The sequence below is a fragment of the Bacillus altitudinis genome (genome assembly GCF_001191605.1).
Taxonomy (GTDB): domain Bacteria; phylum Bacillota; class Bacilli; order Bacillales; family Bacillaceae; genus Bacillus; species Bacillus altitudinis.
On record NZ_CP009108.1, the window covers coordinates 3,492,032 to 3,507,578 of the forward strand.

The following is a 15,547-nucleotide window of genomic DNA, read 5'->3' on the forward strand; positions in this document are numbered from 1 at the left end:
GTGTGTCAGTCTACACCTTGCTGAAAAAAGAATGTTTTTTATCGTATGCATGGCAAAAAGGAAGCATGCTGACGGCTTACTTTTATGAAGGGCGTTTTTGGCAGGTCACACAAAAATGAGTGCCGCGCCCTCCAACCACTGTTTTTTCTATGATACTTCCGCACGTCTGGCAAGGTTCTCCCCGCCGGTCATATACAAGAAGCTGTAACTGAAAAGTCCCAATATCACCTTGTGAATTGATGTAGGAACGAATGGTGCTACCTCCTGCATCAACAGCCACTTGAAGTGTGTCAATAATATGTTTGTGGAGCACCTTGCAAGATGCAAGACTTAGCTGATTCGCTTTTGTTTCTGGATGAATGCCTGATTTAAACAGCACTTCATCTACATAAATATTACCGAGGCCTACCACGATTTTTTGATCAAGTAAAGCCGTTTTGACCACGCGGGAGGTTTTCTTTAATTGCTCCCATAAATAGTCTGGTGTAAATGAGTCTGAAAAAGGTTCATACCCCAGCTGTGATAGCGGAAGTTCTTTTTCTTCTTCGCCTGGCTGAAATAGATGCATCGTCCCAAATTTACGGACATCATGATACCGAAGTTCGGTACCATCTGTGAACGTAAAGACGACGTGTACATGTTTATCATAAGGCTCACCAGTTTCATGTACACGGTATTTCCCTTCCATTCTTAAATGGGAGACCATCACATAGTGGTCTAAATGAAAGAGTAGAAACTTCCCTCTTCTTTCAATGGTTTGAATGGTTTCTCCTACCATCCTTCTAGCGAACTCTTCCGGTTCCCCAGGACGTTTGATGATATTTGGCCATTTGATATCGACCGTTTCAATCGTTTTTCCTTTGACTAACCGCTGAAGAGTGCGCCGGACGGTCTCAACCTCTGGTAATTCCGGCATGCTCCTCGCTCCTTTTTCTCTCTCTTTATTTTGCGTCGTACCAAGATGGGCCTGAAGCGAAATCGACTTTTAGCGGCACATCGAGCTGAAGTGCGCTTTCCATGACTTCTGGGACGATTTTTTCTAATATGGCGATTTCTTCTTTTGGCGCTTCAAAGATCAGTTCATCGTGCACTTGCAATAACAGATTTGCCTGCAGATTCTCTTCTTTTAACTTTCGTGCCATATCAATCATCGCTTTTTTGATGATATCGGCGGCACTGCCTTGGATCGGTGTGTTCATTGCCGTTCTTTCCGCAAAGCTTTTCACATTAAAATTACGGCTTGTGATATCTGGGATATATCGTCTACGTTTAAGAAGCGTGGTCACATATCCTTTTTGTTTTGCTTCCTGCACGATGTCCTCCATATAGGTTTTCACGCCTTTAAAGCTTGTTAAATAACGGTCAATGAAGGCCGCTGCTTCTTTTCTTGTAATCCCAAGATTTTGAGACAGTCCATAATCACTAATTCCATATACGATTCCGAAGTTGACAGCTTTGGCCTGTCTTCTCATAGAGGAAGTCACTTCTTCTTCTGAGACATGGAACACATCCATTGCTGTTTTCGTGTGAATATCCATATCTTGCGTAAAGGCTTCAATCAAGTTCTCATCTTGAGAAATGTGCGCGAGTACACGCAGCTCAATTTGAGAATAGTCAGCTGCAAACATGAGCCAGCCTTCTTTTGACGGAACGAATGCTTGACGAATCTTTCGGCCTTCTTCTAAACGAATCGGGATGTTTTGAAGGTTTGGGTCTGTTGAGCTTAGTCTTCCTGTTTGTGTAAGTGCCTGATTAAATCTTGTGTGCACTTTATGCGTATCTTTGCGCGTCACTTTCATTAAGCCTTCCACATAAGTGGATTGCAGCTTTCCTATTTGACGGTAATGCAGAATGGACCGAATAATTTCGTGCTTGTCTTCAAGCTTTTCAAGGACATCCGCAGACGTAGAGTAGCCGGTTTTGGTCTTTTTGATAACGGGCAGTCCTAATTTTTCAAATAAAATCACACCAAGTTGCTTCGGTGAATTAATGTTAAATGTTTCTCCTGCTAACCGATGAATGGTTTCTTCATATTCCTTCAGCTTCTTCGTGAGTTCTTCACCCATTTTCTGAAGGCGTTCAACATCCACTTTTACCCCAAGAGATTCCATTTCACCTAAGATGAGGGCAAGTGGCAACTCTAAATCTTCATACAGCTCATGCTGGTCATTCTTTTCTAACGCTTCAAGGGTCAAATCATGCAGCGCAGAGATCGCTGCTGCTTTTCTTCCAAGATGGTCTTTTAGCTCTTCTTCAGGTGGAATCGCCTGTTTCGCTCCTTTTCCGTAAACTTTTTCATCGGAAAGGGCAATGTTCAGGCCATATTCCTTCGCCACACTTGCAACGTCCTCATAGGATTTCTGCGGATTGACCACATAGGAAGCGAGCAGGACATCGTTATCGACACCTTTAAGATCAACATCATGCCATCTGAGCGCAACAACCGCTCTTTTGGAATCAAAGACCCATTTCTTCTTCGTTTCATCCTGTACCCATTGTTTAAACGCTTCAGATTGCAGAGCATCTTCTTTTGTCATAAAAAATGCACCGTTCTCATTATGGATCGCAAACCCTATCAAATCGGCTTCGTGATAATTGTCTCCTAGCTGTTCTACCACAAGTGCAGCGTGATCTGTCAGCATGTCCTCCGTGACATCTGTCATTTTCTTCACGTCTAGTTCGTCTATTTCTACTGGTTCATCTGATTCCGGCGCTTCTCCTAAACGCTCTAGCAGCGTTTGAAAGCCCAGTTCTTTATAAAGCGAGATGACCTGCTCCATGTGAGGACCTTCGTAGGCGAGCTCTTTGCTTGACACATCTATTGGGGCTTCTACGAGAATCGTCGCCAGCTTTTTACTCATCACCGCTTGTTCTTTATATTCTTCAAGCTTTTCTTTTAGCTTTTTCCCGCTGACTTCGTCAATATGATCAAGCAGATTTTCAACCGTTTCAAACTGCTTTAGTAATTTGATCGCTGTTTTTTCACCGACACCAGGCACGCCTGGGATATTGTCTGATGAGTCCCCCATCAGCCCTTTCATGTCGATGATCTGATCTGGTCTGAGGCCGTATTTCTCTTCGATATGGGCCGGTGTGTAATATTCTACTTCTGTGATCCCTTTTTTCGTAATGGCTACTGTTGTATGGTCTGTTGAAAGCTGCGTTAAGTCTTTATCTCCTGAGAAGATTTTGACCTCAAAGCCGTCCTTTTCTGCCTCTACAGCCAGTGTGCCGATAATGTCATCTGCCTCGTATTGCGGAAGCTCGTACCTTTTCACTTGATAAGCATCTAATAGCTCACGGATGAACGGCATTTGTTCTGATAGTTCTGGCGGAGTTTTTTGTCTTCCGCCTTTATATTCCTTAAAGGTCTCGTGACGGAAGGTGGTTTTACCCGCATCAAATGCTACGAGCATATGAGTCGGCTTCTCGTCTTCCAGCATCTTCATTAAGATCATCGCAAAGCCATAAATGGCATTTGTATGTACGCCTTTATCATTGGATAATAGCGGTAAAGCAAAAAAAGCTCGATAAGCGAGACTGTTTCCATCCACAAGTACTAATTTCTTTTGATCTGTCATCTTTTAATCCTCCATCGACTGAGCCGGCTCAGCCGTCTCTTTCGCACATTGTATGTTCATTTTATCAAAGTTTATTTTGAAAAGAAAATAGACGAGCCTGCATAAAAAAGGGACGAAAACAACAAGTGTTTTCGTCCTTCCAAAATTGGCTCCTTGGATGAAGGGGTTCCTATTCATCCTACCAATGATTGATTAACAAAACATGAATTCATTGTAAAGATCATGTAAATTTTAACGTCACTTTCCATTCTTCTCTATTTTGACTTTAAACTCACGGTAAACGTCGTCCCTTTGCCTTGTTTGCTATGAACAGAAATCGTTCCTTCATGTGCTTCGACAAGGTGTTTGACAATGGCAAGACCAAGCCCTGTACCGCCTGAGTTTCTACTTCGATCTTTATCAATTCGATAAAATCTCTCGAATATTCTTGGAATCTCACTCTTTTTCATACCGATCCCTGTATCTGCTACATCAAATTCATAGCTGTCTTTCCTCTGTCTTGCTGTGATCGTGACACTTCCTCCCTCTGGTGTATAGGTGAGAGCATTATTGATCAGATTGAGGAAAATTTGTTTTAATCTCAGCGGATCTGCCATGACATAGACCGGCTCTTTCGGGACACGCACTTGTAGGTCAATGCCTTTTTCAGCAGCCTTTTGTTTTAGCAGCACTTCAATCTCTTGAATGATTTCTGTCGCATTGGCTTCTTGAATATTCAGCTTAAAATGCTGTTGTTCAATTTTCGAGAGATCAAGTAAGTCTTGGATGAGTGTTTCTAAACGAATACTCTCTTTTAGGATGATGGACAAAAATTGTGTGAGCGCTTCTTTATCGTCAATGGCACCATCCAGAAGTGTTTCAGAAAAGCCTTTGATGGACGTGATCGGTGTCTTTAATTCATGTGACACGTTAGCGACAAAGTCTTTTCGCATCTGTTCTAGTTGCTTTGTTTCTGTCACATCATGAAAGACAAGAACAATCCCTTTCCATTCATCGTCTGTACTTAAGATCGGGACACCATCGACTTGGAAATAACGGCGCTCGATGTCAACAGCGAGACGTAAAAACTTTCGGACCTTGGTTTCTGTCATGAAAATTTCGTCTATTAACTCAATAATCTCTTCATGGGTAAAGGCTTCATGATACAGCTTGTGCATGTAAATATGTTTTTGCACTTTGAATTGCTTGCGGAATGTTCGATTGACTAAGTGAATATAGCCCATTTTATCAATCAAAATAATCCCCGCTCCAATGTTTTCAATGACTGTTTGCAGACGATCTCGCTGCATTTCGCCAGCGCTTGTCATGTCTTGAAGACTTTCTGCCAGACGCTTCATTGATGTATTGAGTTCACTTGTTTCAATGATCAGCTCTTCATAGTTATTTGTATCATAGTTCCCTCGTTCAAGCTGTTTGGCCACCTTTGTGGCATAATCAATCGGCTTTACATACTTCATCGACATGCGATAGCCAAAGAAGACGATGATAATGATGGCCGAACCAAGACAAAAGGCTAATGCAAGCCAGAGCTGGCCGTCAATCTCATTCAAAGGCTGGAATGAAGCATGAAGAAATAAATATCCCGCCGGTTCGTTTTGTTTCATCATTGGAACTGCATAATGAAACAGCGCATCTTTCTCATCCTCAATGAACATTCCTTTTGTTTGGAGCTGCTCATTTTCCAGCGTGTTTAAAATGACGGCTCTTTGTTCTGCTTGACCCGTTGTATGTATGATATTCCCCTTCACGTCCACAATCGACGCATTCATATCGAGATGCTGCTTTGCTTGATTGAGAATCTTCTTGTTTTGCTCCGCGTTCAAATCTTCAACATTCATTGAAGAAAGGAGAAAACTCGATTCCTTTTCCATTCGTTCGGTTAATTTTGTTTCATAAAAAATATGAAACATATGATCCAAGAAAAGACCAAGCGCAACAAACACAATAAACAGGAGAAAAATGAGCCCAGAAAAAAGGCGGGTTCTCACTTTACTCATTTGGCTTTGGCTCCTCCAATTTGTAGCCTAAGCCTCGAATGGTTTTAATATATGTTGGTTTTTTTGTGTTCTTTTCAATTTTGTCCCGCAAGTGGCTGATATGCACATCCACAATACGAGTATCACCTGCAAAGTCATAATTCCAAACCGCACTTAACAATAGATCACGCGTCAAGACACGGCCTTTATGCTTAGCCAAATAAAGAAGCAGTTCAAATTCCTTTGGCGTGAGCTCTAGACGTTCTTCTTGGAAATAGACTTCGTAATGTTCAGGTAAAATGCGCAGGTCTCCAATTTTGATTTGGTCTGCAATGATCTCTTCCTTCTCTTCTTGCACGGGAGCCGGCTGAGATTGCTGTGCTCTTCTCAAAATGGCTTTTACCCGAGCACCCACTTCTCTAGGACTGAAAGGTTTTGTCATGTAATCATCGGCTCCAAGTTCAAGACCGAGCACCTTATCAAATTCATCGTCCTTTGCTGTCAGCATTAAAATAGGGAACATCATTTTTTGAATTCTCAGTTGTTTGCACACTTCAATGCCATCCATTTTCGGAAGCATTAAATCAAGCACAATCAGATCAGGCTGTTCACTTGCTGCTTTTTCAAGCGCTTCTTCTCCGTCTCTTGCTGTGACGACATCGTAGCCCGCCCTTTCAAGGTTATAGCTTAGAAGTGTTACAATTGATTCTTCATCATCCACAACTAATATTTTTTTATTCATGTTGTGCCTCCAATTAGTGATTTCCCCTGCATCCGTTTTTTTGTATCTTATGTGAAAAGCGAGAAGTCATGCTTTCTCTTTCATTTTAACGAAAGCTTAACAAGAGAACAATTTAAAATTTCGACAAGATTGGTTTTGTAAACAAAAAGAAGACTCCTCATACGAGAAGCCTTCTTTTTTATTCATATTAAGACAATACTTTCATGACGTTCTTTACAGATTCAACAGAACGGTCAAGCTGACTTCTTTCTTCTTCTGTCAGCTCAAGCTCGATGATCTGCTCAAGGCCGTTTCCACCTACGATTGTTGGAACTCCAAGGTAAATGCCTTCGTAGCCATATTCACCTTCAAGGTATGCAATCGTCGGCATGACGCGGCGTTGATCTTTTAAGATCGCCTCAACCATTTCAACGAGTGAAGCAGCAGGTGCATAATACGCACTACCGTTACCTAATAGGTTGACGATTTCACCGCCGCCTTTTCTTGTTCTTTCAACAATTGCATCAATTCGCTCTTTAGGAATTAATGTTTCCAGCGGGATACCGCCTGCATAAGAGTAACGTACAAGAGGAACCATGTCGTCCCCATGTCCGCCAAGAACAAAGCCCGTCACATCTTTCACAGATAGGTTTAATTCTTGAGCAACGAACGTACGGAAACGTGCTGTATCAAGAATTCCTGATTGTCCGATGACTTTTTCTTTTGGTAATCCTGATTCTTTATAAACTGCATATGTCATTGCATCAACAGGGTTTGTTAACACAACAATGATCGCTTCTGGAGAATATTTAACGATTTCACGTGTCACACTGCGCATGATTTTTTCATTTGTTGACACGAGGTCGTCACGGCTCATTCCCGGCTTTCTTGCAATTCCTGCCGTAATGACCACGACATCAGAACCGGCTGTATCTTCGTAGTTAGAAGTTCCTGTAATATTCGCATCGAAGCCTTGAACAGGGCTTGCTTCCAGCATGTCAAGTGCTTTCCCTTTTGTCGGGTTTTCAAGCTGAGGGATATCCACTAATACGACATCCGCTAATTCTTTTTGAGCTGTTAGAAATGCTGTAGTTGCTCCAGTAAAGCCTGCTCCGATGACAGATACTTTTTTACGCTTGTTTGCCATTTCCTTTTTCCCCTTTAACTTTAAAGTTTAAGAATCAAGACAAGTTTTTGATGAGCTCGTCAGCAAACTCAGAACATTTCACTTCTGTTGCACCGTCCATTAATCTAGCAAAATCGTACGTGACGACTTTAGATGCAATTGTTTTTTCAACAGATTGAATCACTAGATCAGCAGCTTCTTGCCATCCAAGGTGCTCAAGTAAAAGCACGCCTGATAGAAGAACAGAAGATGGATTCACTTTATCAAGACCAGCATATTTCGGTGCTGTTCCGTGAGTCGCTTCAAAAATAGCATGTCCTGTTTCGTAGTTGATATTTGCACCAGGTGCGATACCAATTCCACCAACTTGTGCTGCAAGTGCGTCAGAGATGTAGTCTCCGTTTAAGTTCATTGTTGCGACAACATCGAACTCAGCTGGACGAGTTAAAATTTGTTGAAGGAAAATATCTGCAATGCTGTCTTTGACAATGATTTTGCCAGCAGCTTCTGCTTCACTTTGCGCTTTGTTTGCCGCATCTTTTCCATCTTGTTCTACAATACGATCATATTGTGCCCATGTAAAGACTTTGTCGCCAAACTCTTTTTCAGCCACTTCGTAGCCCCAGTTTTTGAAGGCTCCTTCTGTAAATTTCATGATGTTTCCTTTGTGAACAAGTGTCACAGATTTACGGCCTTGGTCAATCGCATATTGGATCGCTGCTCTGACAAGACGAGATGTTCCTTCTTCAGAAACTGGTTTGATTCCGATACCTGATGTTTCTGGGAAACGGATTTTATTCACACCTAATTCGTTTTTCAAGAAGTCGATTAACTTCTTCACTTCGTCTGATCCTTTTGCATACTCGATTCCTGCATAGATGTCTTCAGTGTTTTCACGGAAGATGACCATGTCTGTGTCTTCTGGACGTTTCACAGGAGATGGTACGCCTTGGAACCAGCGAACTGGACGTAAGCATGTGAATAAATCAAGCTCTTGTCTTAGTGCCACGTTCAATGAACGGATTCCTCCGCCAATTGGTGTTGTCAGTGGTCCTTTGATCGCGATTAAATATTCACGAATGTCTTCAAGTGTTTGCTCTGGAAGCCACTCGCCAGTTTTATTGTAAGCTTTTTCACCTGCATATACTTCTTTCCAAGTGATTTGCTTTTCACCTTTATATGCTTTTTCTACAGCTGCTTCAAGAACTCTTGATGCTGCTTTCCAAATGTCAGGACCGATTCCGTCCCCTTCGATAAACGGGATAATTGGATTATTTGGTACATTCAATACGCCGCCAGTAACTGTAATTTTTTCGCCTTGTGACAATGATATTACCTCCCAGGTTATGTAGTGAATATTTGAAACTTCCAAGCTTGATGTCTGCAAGCCAAGAAGTTTTTCACATGATTCGTTTTTTGTTGATATGGAGGCTGATTGGTTTAGATGGATCAGCCTCCACTATTCTATAAACATTAGTCTCTTTCACTGATCGGAACAAACGTTTGAAGATCTGGTCCAATATAGTCAGCTCTTGGACGGATCAGACGGTTGTTATCATATTGCTCTAAAATGTGAGCAATCCATCCAGAGAATCGGCTGATCACGAAAATTGGTGTAAACAAGTCATGATCAATCCCAAGACTGTGATAGACAGAAGCAGAATAAAAATCAACATTTGGTGGAAGATTTTTCTCTGATGTCACGATTTCCTCTGCGCGTACAGACATTTCATACCATTTTGGCTCGCCTGTGAGATTTGTTAAGCGCTGGCTCATTTCTTTTAAATGTTTTGCACGCGGGTCACCCTGGCGGTAAACGCGGTGGCCAAAGCCCATAATTTTCTCTTTCTTCTCTAGCTTACCATGAATATAGGAATCTACGTTTTCAACTTCGCCAATTTCTGACAGCATCTTCATTACGCCTTCATTTGCGCCGCCATGAAGTGGTCCTTTCAATGCGCCGATAGCCGCTGTTACACCAGAGTAGATATCTGATAGTGTAGCAACACATACACGTGCTGTAAATGTCGATGCGTTTAATTCGTGATCCGCATGTAGAATGAGCGCTTTATCAATCGCTTCAATTTCTACTGGTGAAGGCTCTTCGCCGTTTAGCATATATAAGAAGTTTGCAGCATAGCTGTATTCTTCTTTTGGCTGTACAGGCTCAAGTCCCTTTCGAATGCGTGAAAATGCAGCGACAAGTCCAGAAATTTTCGCTTGTAAGCGAATGGCTTTTCTGTAATTCGCTTCTTTGTCCATAATCTCTGATTCGTCATCAAGTAAACCTAATAAGGATACCGCTGTACGAATCGCAGACATTGGATGAACCCCATCCAGCGAATAAGATTTAAAGTGCTCAATGATTTCTTGCGGAATTTGAGCATTTTCATTGAGCTGCTGCTTTAACTCGCTCAACTCCTGCTCATTCGGCAGCTTTAAGTGCCATAACAGGTAGACAATTTCTTCGAAAGTAGCTTTTTCAGTTAAATCATCGATATTGTACCCTACATAAGTAAGAGTATCATCAATAATTGAGCTTACGGATGAAGTTGTTGCCACGATACCTTCAAGACCTCTTGTTGCTGTCATGTTCAATCTCCCCTTTTTAAAAAGATTCCCCTTCGTTGCAAAATTCTCGCTTTTTGAAAGCGCTATCCAACCAAAATAGGCTGGCAGGTTTAGAAAAGAAAATGCTTACATTTACCTATACGGTTAGAGCGCTTTTAGCCTCATATCTCTTGTTTGATCAATGAGTTCAAAATTAAGCCTATTCCCATTATAAACAATAATCAGACATTTGTTAAATGTTTAACTATAATTTTTTTTGATATTTTTTTTTCCAGCCTTCCGGTTCGGGCATGGAATAAAGGGATTTTGCTTCTTTTAATATATTTAATTATGTTTTTTTGCAAAAGCTCACGTCAGAAAAAATATCAAAAGAAAGTGGCATGAGCCACTCTCTTTTTATCCGCTGAAAAATTTCACTGCTTGCATCGCTAAATAGGCAATTCCAGCACCAATCAGCGGGCCAACAGCCACACCTTTGAATAAGCTGACAGCCAAAATCGTACCGAATACAAGCGCTGCTGTAATATGCGGATCGTTTTCGAGTAGCACAATGCCGTTTTTTGCAATTAATGCTACTAATATACCCGCTCCAAGAGCTATCCAAGCATAGGAAGATTTCATCGCTTCTCCAAGCTGTTTAAATCCAATGTCCCCTGTTGCGATCGGTACAAGCACAGCGATCGTGATGACCGTCACACCCCAATTGATACCTTTTGATTGCAGAACCGGGAATATTTTTTGATCCAGGCCAATCAGCTTAATGGCAATCAGCACAGAGACCGCTAAAATTAACGAATTGTTTTTTGCAATAAGTGCAATAACGAGTAAAAGAACCAAAAACAAATTTGCTTGAGTAAACATACGCCGCTCCTTTCTTTCTTTTTATTGCGACCTTTTCATATTACTAATCTTTTTGAATAAAATGAAGTATCGGACATGCTTGTTTTTTGGAGGGGATTGTGTGAATCACACGTATGTGGCCATTTTTTTGCGAAGTTTGATGATTTTCAGCATCGCCGTTTGTGCGGTTGTTTTTTTATATCAGTCTTTTCCGTTTTTATATCCATTTTGGATTGCATTTGCCGTGTCGTGTTTGATTCATCCAGCCGTATGCAAAATCGAAAACATGACCGGGATGCCAAGAGGTTTTGTTGTCATCATTGTGTTATTGCTCTTTTTAGTGGCAGCAGCTGGATTCATGACACTTTTAGTGGCGGAAATCATTTCAGGAAGTGCTTATTTAGCAAAGGTACTGCCAGGTCATCTTGATCAAATGATTGGGATTGTGGAACGTTTTTTCACGGATCAGATTTTGCCTTTATATCATGATTTGACTGCTCAATTTAATACACTTCAAGCAGGTCAAAAGGAATCGATTTTAGGACAAATCCAAGCACTTGGTGACGAAGCAGCGGCAAAAATCGGGACTTTCCTTTCAAAAACTCTTGAATTCATTCCAGCTTTTTTAGGTCTTTTGCCTGATGCAGCAGCGACGCTTTTATTTTCCGCACTAGCGACTTTTTTTATCACAAAAGATTGGTTTACGTTAAAAAAATATGGTTCTCGTATCTTTCCCGCCAAATGGATGCTTCATACACGTGCCATTTTATCTGAAATCAAAAAAGCCATTTCTGGCTTTATGAAGGCCCAGCTTCTCCTTGTTGCCATGACCATTGGGATCGTGCTGATTGGACTTTTCATCTTAAAGGTCGAGCATGCGATTGTGATCGCTCTATGTATTGGTCTAGTTGATTTACTTCCTTACATCGGGAGTGGCACGGTTTTTCTTCCGTGGATCATTTACTCCGCCATGACAGGAAATCTTTCACTCGCCATTGGACTAGGCATTTTGTATATTGTGGTGCTCATACAAAGACAAATATCAGAGCCAAAAGTCTTAAGTAAATCAATTGGTCTTAATCCTTTAGCAACACTTGTGGCGCTGTTTGTCGGGTTAAAATGCTTTGGTTTTCTTGGACTTGCACTCGGTCCCGCTTCTCTTGTCGTTTGGCAGGCGTTTCGTAATGCAGGGGTTTTCAGAGACCTTTATCAGTACATTCGGTATGGTGCGCAAAAGTAAAAGAGACCTGATGAGAAGGTCTCTTTAGCGTATAATCGTATAGCGTTTGCGATTGGACATGTTTCTAAGCCAGCGCTCAAAGAGCGGTTTGATCCGTTTTCTTGTCATGGGAATGAGCAGAACAGCCCCAATCAGATCAGAAAGGAATCCAGGTATGAGCAGCAGCAAACCACCGATCAGAATGCAGAAGCCATCGACAATGGTGGCCCCTGGCATTTTGCCATATTGTAAATCTCGCTGTACTTTCTGAAATGCTTCTATTCCTTGTTTTCTTGCAAAGTAAGCACCTAGTGCACTTGTCAGCACAATGACTAGCATCGTTGGTAAAATACCAATGATGTTACTTGAGATTAAAAATAAACTAATTTCAACTGCTGGGAACAGAATCAATAATAGTAGAAAATATTTTTTCAAGCCATATCACCTCATGGGGTCTCTTTCATCGAAAGCTGTTTACTTTTTTTAGTGTAACATAAAAAAAGAGAGGAGTCAGATAACTCCCCTCGTGTGTGATTTAAAGGACGCTTGCACGGCCTTTGTAGATCGCTCCGCGTGCTGGATCTACTGTAATCTCTTCGCCTTCTTTTAGAAGTGTTGTGGCACTGTCGAGACCAACAATGACTGGAATGCCAAGACTGAGCCCAACGACTGCTGCATGGCTTGTTAAACCGCCTTCTTCCGTGATAAGGGCAGACGCTTTTTCTAAAGCACCCATCATATCACGATCTGTGCAGTTTGCGACAAGAATCGCACCATCGTACATTTTTTCCTCTGCTTCTTTTCCGCTTTGTGCAATAACAACCGGTCCAAATGCAGATTTGCGGCCAATTCCTTGACCCTTCGCAATAATGTCACCGACAACATACACTTTCATTAAGTTGGTTGTACCTGTTTCACCAACTGGCACACCAGCTGTAATCACGATTAAATCACCATGTCTTACATAGCCTGTTTCAATTGACTTTTCTACTGCATTCTCAAGCATTTCATCAGTAGATGTCGTTTTTGAACCGCTCTTTGCAAATACACCGAATACGAGTGAAAGTTTTCTTGCCACTGATTCGTTTGCTGTGACTGCTACGATTGGTGCTTTTGGTCTATATTTTGAAATCATTCTTGCAGTATGACCACTCTCAGTAGGTGTCACAATCGCTGCCACATCAAGCTTCATAGCTGTGTGCGCAACAGATTGACCGATCGCATCTGTAATGCTGACCTCTACTTCTTCGCTTCTGCGAGAAAGGATTGCTTTATAGTTAAGTGCTTCCTCTGAACGTGAGGCAATGTTGTGCATTGTTTGCACAGCTTCAACTGGATATGTTCCTGCTGCTGTTTCACCAGATAGCATGATCGCATCTGTACCGTCAAAAATAGCATTTGCCACATCACTTGCTTCTGCACGAGTTGGACGCGGGTTACGCTGCATGCTATCCAGCATTTGAGTTGCTGTGATGACAGGCTTGCCTAAACGGTTGCATTTTTTGATCAGCATTTTTTGAACAAGCGGTACTTCTTCTGCCGGAATCTCAACACCAAGATCTCCACGAGCGACCATCAATCCATCTGATACCTCAAGGATTTCATCGATGTTATCAACGCCCTCTTGGTTTTCAATCTTAGGAATGATTTGAATGTCAGCTGCGTTGTTCTTTTCAAGCAGCTCACGAATTTCAAGAACATCAGAAGCTCGTCTCACAAAAGAAGCTGCAATGAAATCGACACCTTGTTCAATTCCGAACAGAATATCATTGGCATCCTTTTCTGTAATACCCGGCAAGTTCACACTAACACCCGGTACGTTGACACCTTTTTTGTTTTTCAGTGTACCTGTATTCATCACTTTTGTGACGATTTCTTTTCGGTCCATATTTAATTCTTTTACTTCTAGACCAATCAGACCATCATCTAATAAGATGGTTGAGCCCACTCCTACATCATGAATTAAATCTTCGTACGTCACACTGATTTTTTCAGTGTTTCCCACAATGTCTTCCATACTCACGATAAGATCAGCACCAGCAACTAACTCAATTGAGCCGTTTTCAACTGTGCGTGTACGGATCTCTGGACCTTTTGTATCAAGAAGGATCGCAATGTCCTTGCCTAAAGTTTTACCTGCTTTGCGAATGTTTTCAATACGTGCACCATGCTCTTCAAAATCTCCATGAGAGAAGTTTAGTCTGGCTACATTCATTCCTGCTTCAATCAATTCAGTCAGCTTTTCAATGCTTTCACTTGCTGGACCGATTGTACAAACGATTTTTGTCTTTCTCATTACTGTTCCTCCTAAGGTCTTCTCGTTTTATATAGAGAGCTCTTGTGAAAGTCGGTACATATTTTGATCGACTGTATGCTTTTTATCTAAGATGTCTAAAATATCGTGATGAACGAGTTCGTTGCTTTGAATGCCTACACAGCGTCCGCCTCTTCCTTCAAGAAGAAGTTCTACTGCATACGCTCCTAAGCGACTTGCGAGCACTCGGTCAAACGCACTTGGAGAACCTCCACGCTGAATATGTCCTAAGACAGATACACGCGTTTCAAGGCTTGTCTCCTCTTCAATTCTCTTACCAAATTCGACACCGCTGCCTACGCCTTCTGCGACGATGATGATACTGTGCTTCTTGCCGCGCTCATGTCCTCTTCTCAATCTGGCAATAATTTCGTCCATGTCATAGTCTGCTTCAGGAATCAAAATCGATTCAGCTCCGCCTGCAAGACCTGACCAAAGGGCAATATCCCCTGCATGTCTTCCCATTACTTCCACTACGTATGTACGTTCATGAGATGTGGCTGTATCACGAATTTTATCAATGGCATCAATGACTGTATTTAGTGCTGTATCAAAGCCAATAGTGAAATCAGTACCAGGAATGTCATTGTCAATCGTGCCAGGGACACCTACACATGGAAAACCGAGCTCTGTTAATTTCTTCGCTCCCATGAATGAGCCATCTCCACCGATGACAACAAGTCCTTCAATACCGAATTTTTTTAAGTTCTCAATCCCTTTTTCACGACCTTCAACTGTCTTGAATTCAGGACATCTTGCCGTGTAAAGTTTTGTTCCTCCACGATGAATGATATCGCCTACTGAACCTATTTCGAGTTTCTCAATTTTACCGTTAATTAGACCTGAATATCCATTATAAATACCGTAAACTTCTACATTATGGTAAATTGCTTTCCTTACAACTGCGCGCACAGCTGCATTCATTCCTGGGGAATCCCCACCGCTCGTTAAAACTCCTATACGCTTCATCTTTTTCACCTCAGAGACCATATATGAATTAAACATACCATTTCCACTGCTTGAAAACAATCATGAGCAAAACCGGATGTTTTCAATACGAATTTCTAAAACCGTACTTATTATACAATTAAATAAAATGTTTTTAAACAAAAGTTAAGAAAGTCATGAAAGCACTTTGTTCAAAAAACAGTTGATTCAAGTGCTCTAAACCTTGTCAAATCAACGTTTTCAGACGTTTC

The 15,547-nt window shown here is 41.6% G+C and carries 12 protein-coding genes; 1 reads left to right on the forward strand and 11 read right to left on the reverse strand.

Features of this window, described 5'->3' with window-relative positions; translation table 11 throughout:
* Positions 1-82 precede the first annotated feature (82 nt).
* From mutM to ID12_RS17670, 8 genes are all read right to left on the reverse strand, one after another.
* On the reverse strand, positions 83-916 hold the full coding sequence (mutM, locus tag ID12_RS17635; protein ID WP_007501686.1) for a DNA-formamidopyrimidine glycosylase: 834 nt from the start codon (positions 914-916) through the stop codon (positions 83-85).
* A gap of 25 nt (positions 917-941) precedes the next feature.
* Positions 942-3,581, reverse strand: a complete 2,640-nt coding sequence (polA, locus tag ID12_RS17640; RefSeq protein WP_050827545.1) for a DNA polymerase I — start codon at positions 3,579-3,581, stop codon at positions 942-944.
* Between the two features lie 254 nt (positions 3,582-3,835).
* Positions 3,836-5,578 carry a two-component system histidine kinase PnpS gene (pnpS, locus tag ID12_RS17645; RefSeq protein ID WP_048001854.1) on the reverse strand — a complete coding sequence of 581 codons (1,743 nt, stop codon included), beginning with the start codon at positions 5,576-5,578 and terminating at the stop codon, positions 3,836-3,838.
* Positions 5,571-6,299 carry a response regulator transcription factor gene (locus tag ID12_RS17650; protein WP_007501691.1) on the reverse strand — a complete coding sequence of 243 codons (729 nt, stop codon included), beginning with the start codon at positions 6,297-6,299 and terminating at the stop codon, positions 5,571-5,573. Before ID12_RS17650 ends, pnpS begins: the two co-directional genes overlap by 8 nt.
* Before the next feature lie 187 nt (positions 6,300-6,486).
* Positions 6,487-7,425 carry a malate dehydrogenase gene (mdh, locus tag ID12_RS17655; RefSeq protein ID WP_007501693.1) on the reverse strand — a complete coding sequence of 313 codons (939 nt, stop codon included), beginning with the start codon at positions 7,423-7,425 and terminating at the stop codon, positions 6,487-6,489.
* A gap of 34 nt (positions 7,426-7,459) precedes the next feature.
* Positions 7,460-8,731, reverse strand: coding sequence for an NADP-dependent isocitrate dehydrogenase (gene icd, locus ID12_RS17660; protein WP_008346060.1), 1,272 nt, complete (start codon positions 8,729-8,731; stop codon positions 7,460-7,462).
* A gap of 146 nt (positions 8,732-8,877) precedes the next feature.
* Positions 8,878-9,996: a citrate synthase gene (citZ, locus tag ID12_RS17665; protein WP_024424790.1), complete on the reverse strand. Its 1,119-nt coding sequence runs from the start codon at positions 9,994-9,996 to the stop codon at positions 8,878-8,880.
* 375 nt (positions 9,997-10,371) lie between these two features.
* Positions 10,372-10,836: a DUF441 domain-containing protein gene (locus tag ID12_RS17670; protein ID WP_007501699.1), complete on the reverse strand. Its 465-nt coding sequence runs from the start codon at positions 10,834-10,836 to the stop codon at positions 10,372-10,374.
* Between the two features lie 100 nt (positions 10,837-10,936).
* Here ID12_RS17670 and ytvI point away from each other — a divergent pair, with 100 nt between their 5' ends.
* Positions 10,937-12,055: a sporulation integral membrane protein YtvI gene (ytvI, locus tag ID12_RS17675; RefSeq protein WP_025207772.1), complete on the forward strand. Its 1,119-nt coding sequence runs from the start codon at positions 10,937-10,939 to the stop codon at positions 12,053-12,055.
* A gap of 24 nt (positions 12,056-12,079) precedes the next feature.
* Here the strand turns inward: ytvI and ID12_RS17680 are convergent, their stop codons facing one another.
* From ID12_RS17680 to pfkA, 3 genes are all read right to left on the reverse strand, one after another.
* Complete coding sequence (locus ID12_RS17680) at positions 12,080-12,469, reverse strand: FxsA family protein (protein ID WP_007501703.1); 390 nt, start codon at positions 12,467-12,469, stop codon at positions 12,080-12,082.
* Positions 12,470-12,569: 100 nt separating this feature from the next.
* Positions 12,570-14,330, reverse strand: a complete 1,761-nt coding sequence (gene pyk / locus ID12_RS17685; protein WP_035701978.1) for a pyruvate kinase — start codon at positions 14,328-14,330, stop codon at positions 12,570-12,572.
* 27 nt (positions 14,331-14,357) lie between these two features.
* Entirely contained in the window at positions 14,358-15,317 is a 960-nt protein-coding gene (gene pfkA / locus ID12_RS17690) for a 6-phosphofructokinase (protein WP_017358271.1), read from the reverse strand.
* Positions 15,318-15,547 lie beyond the last annotated feature (230 nt).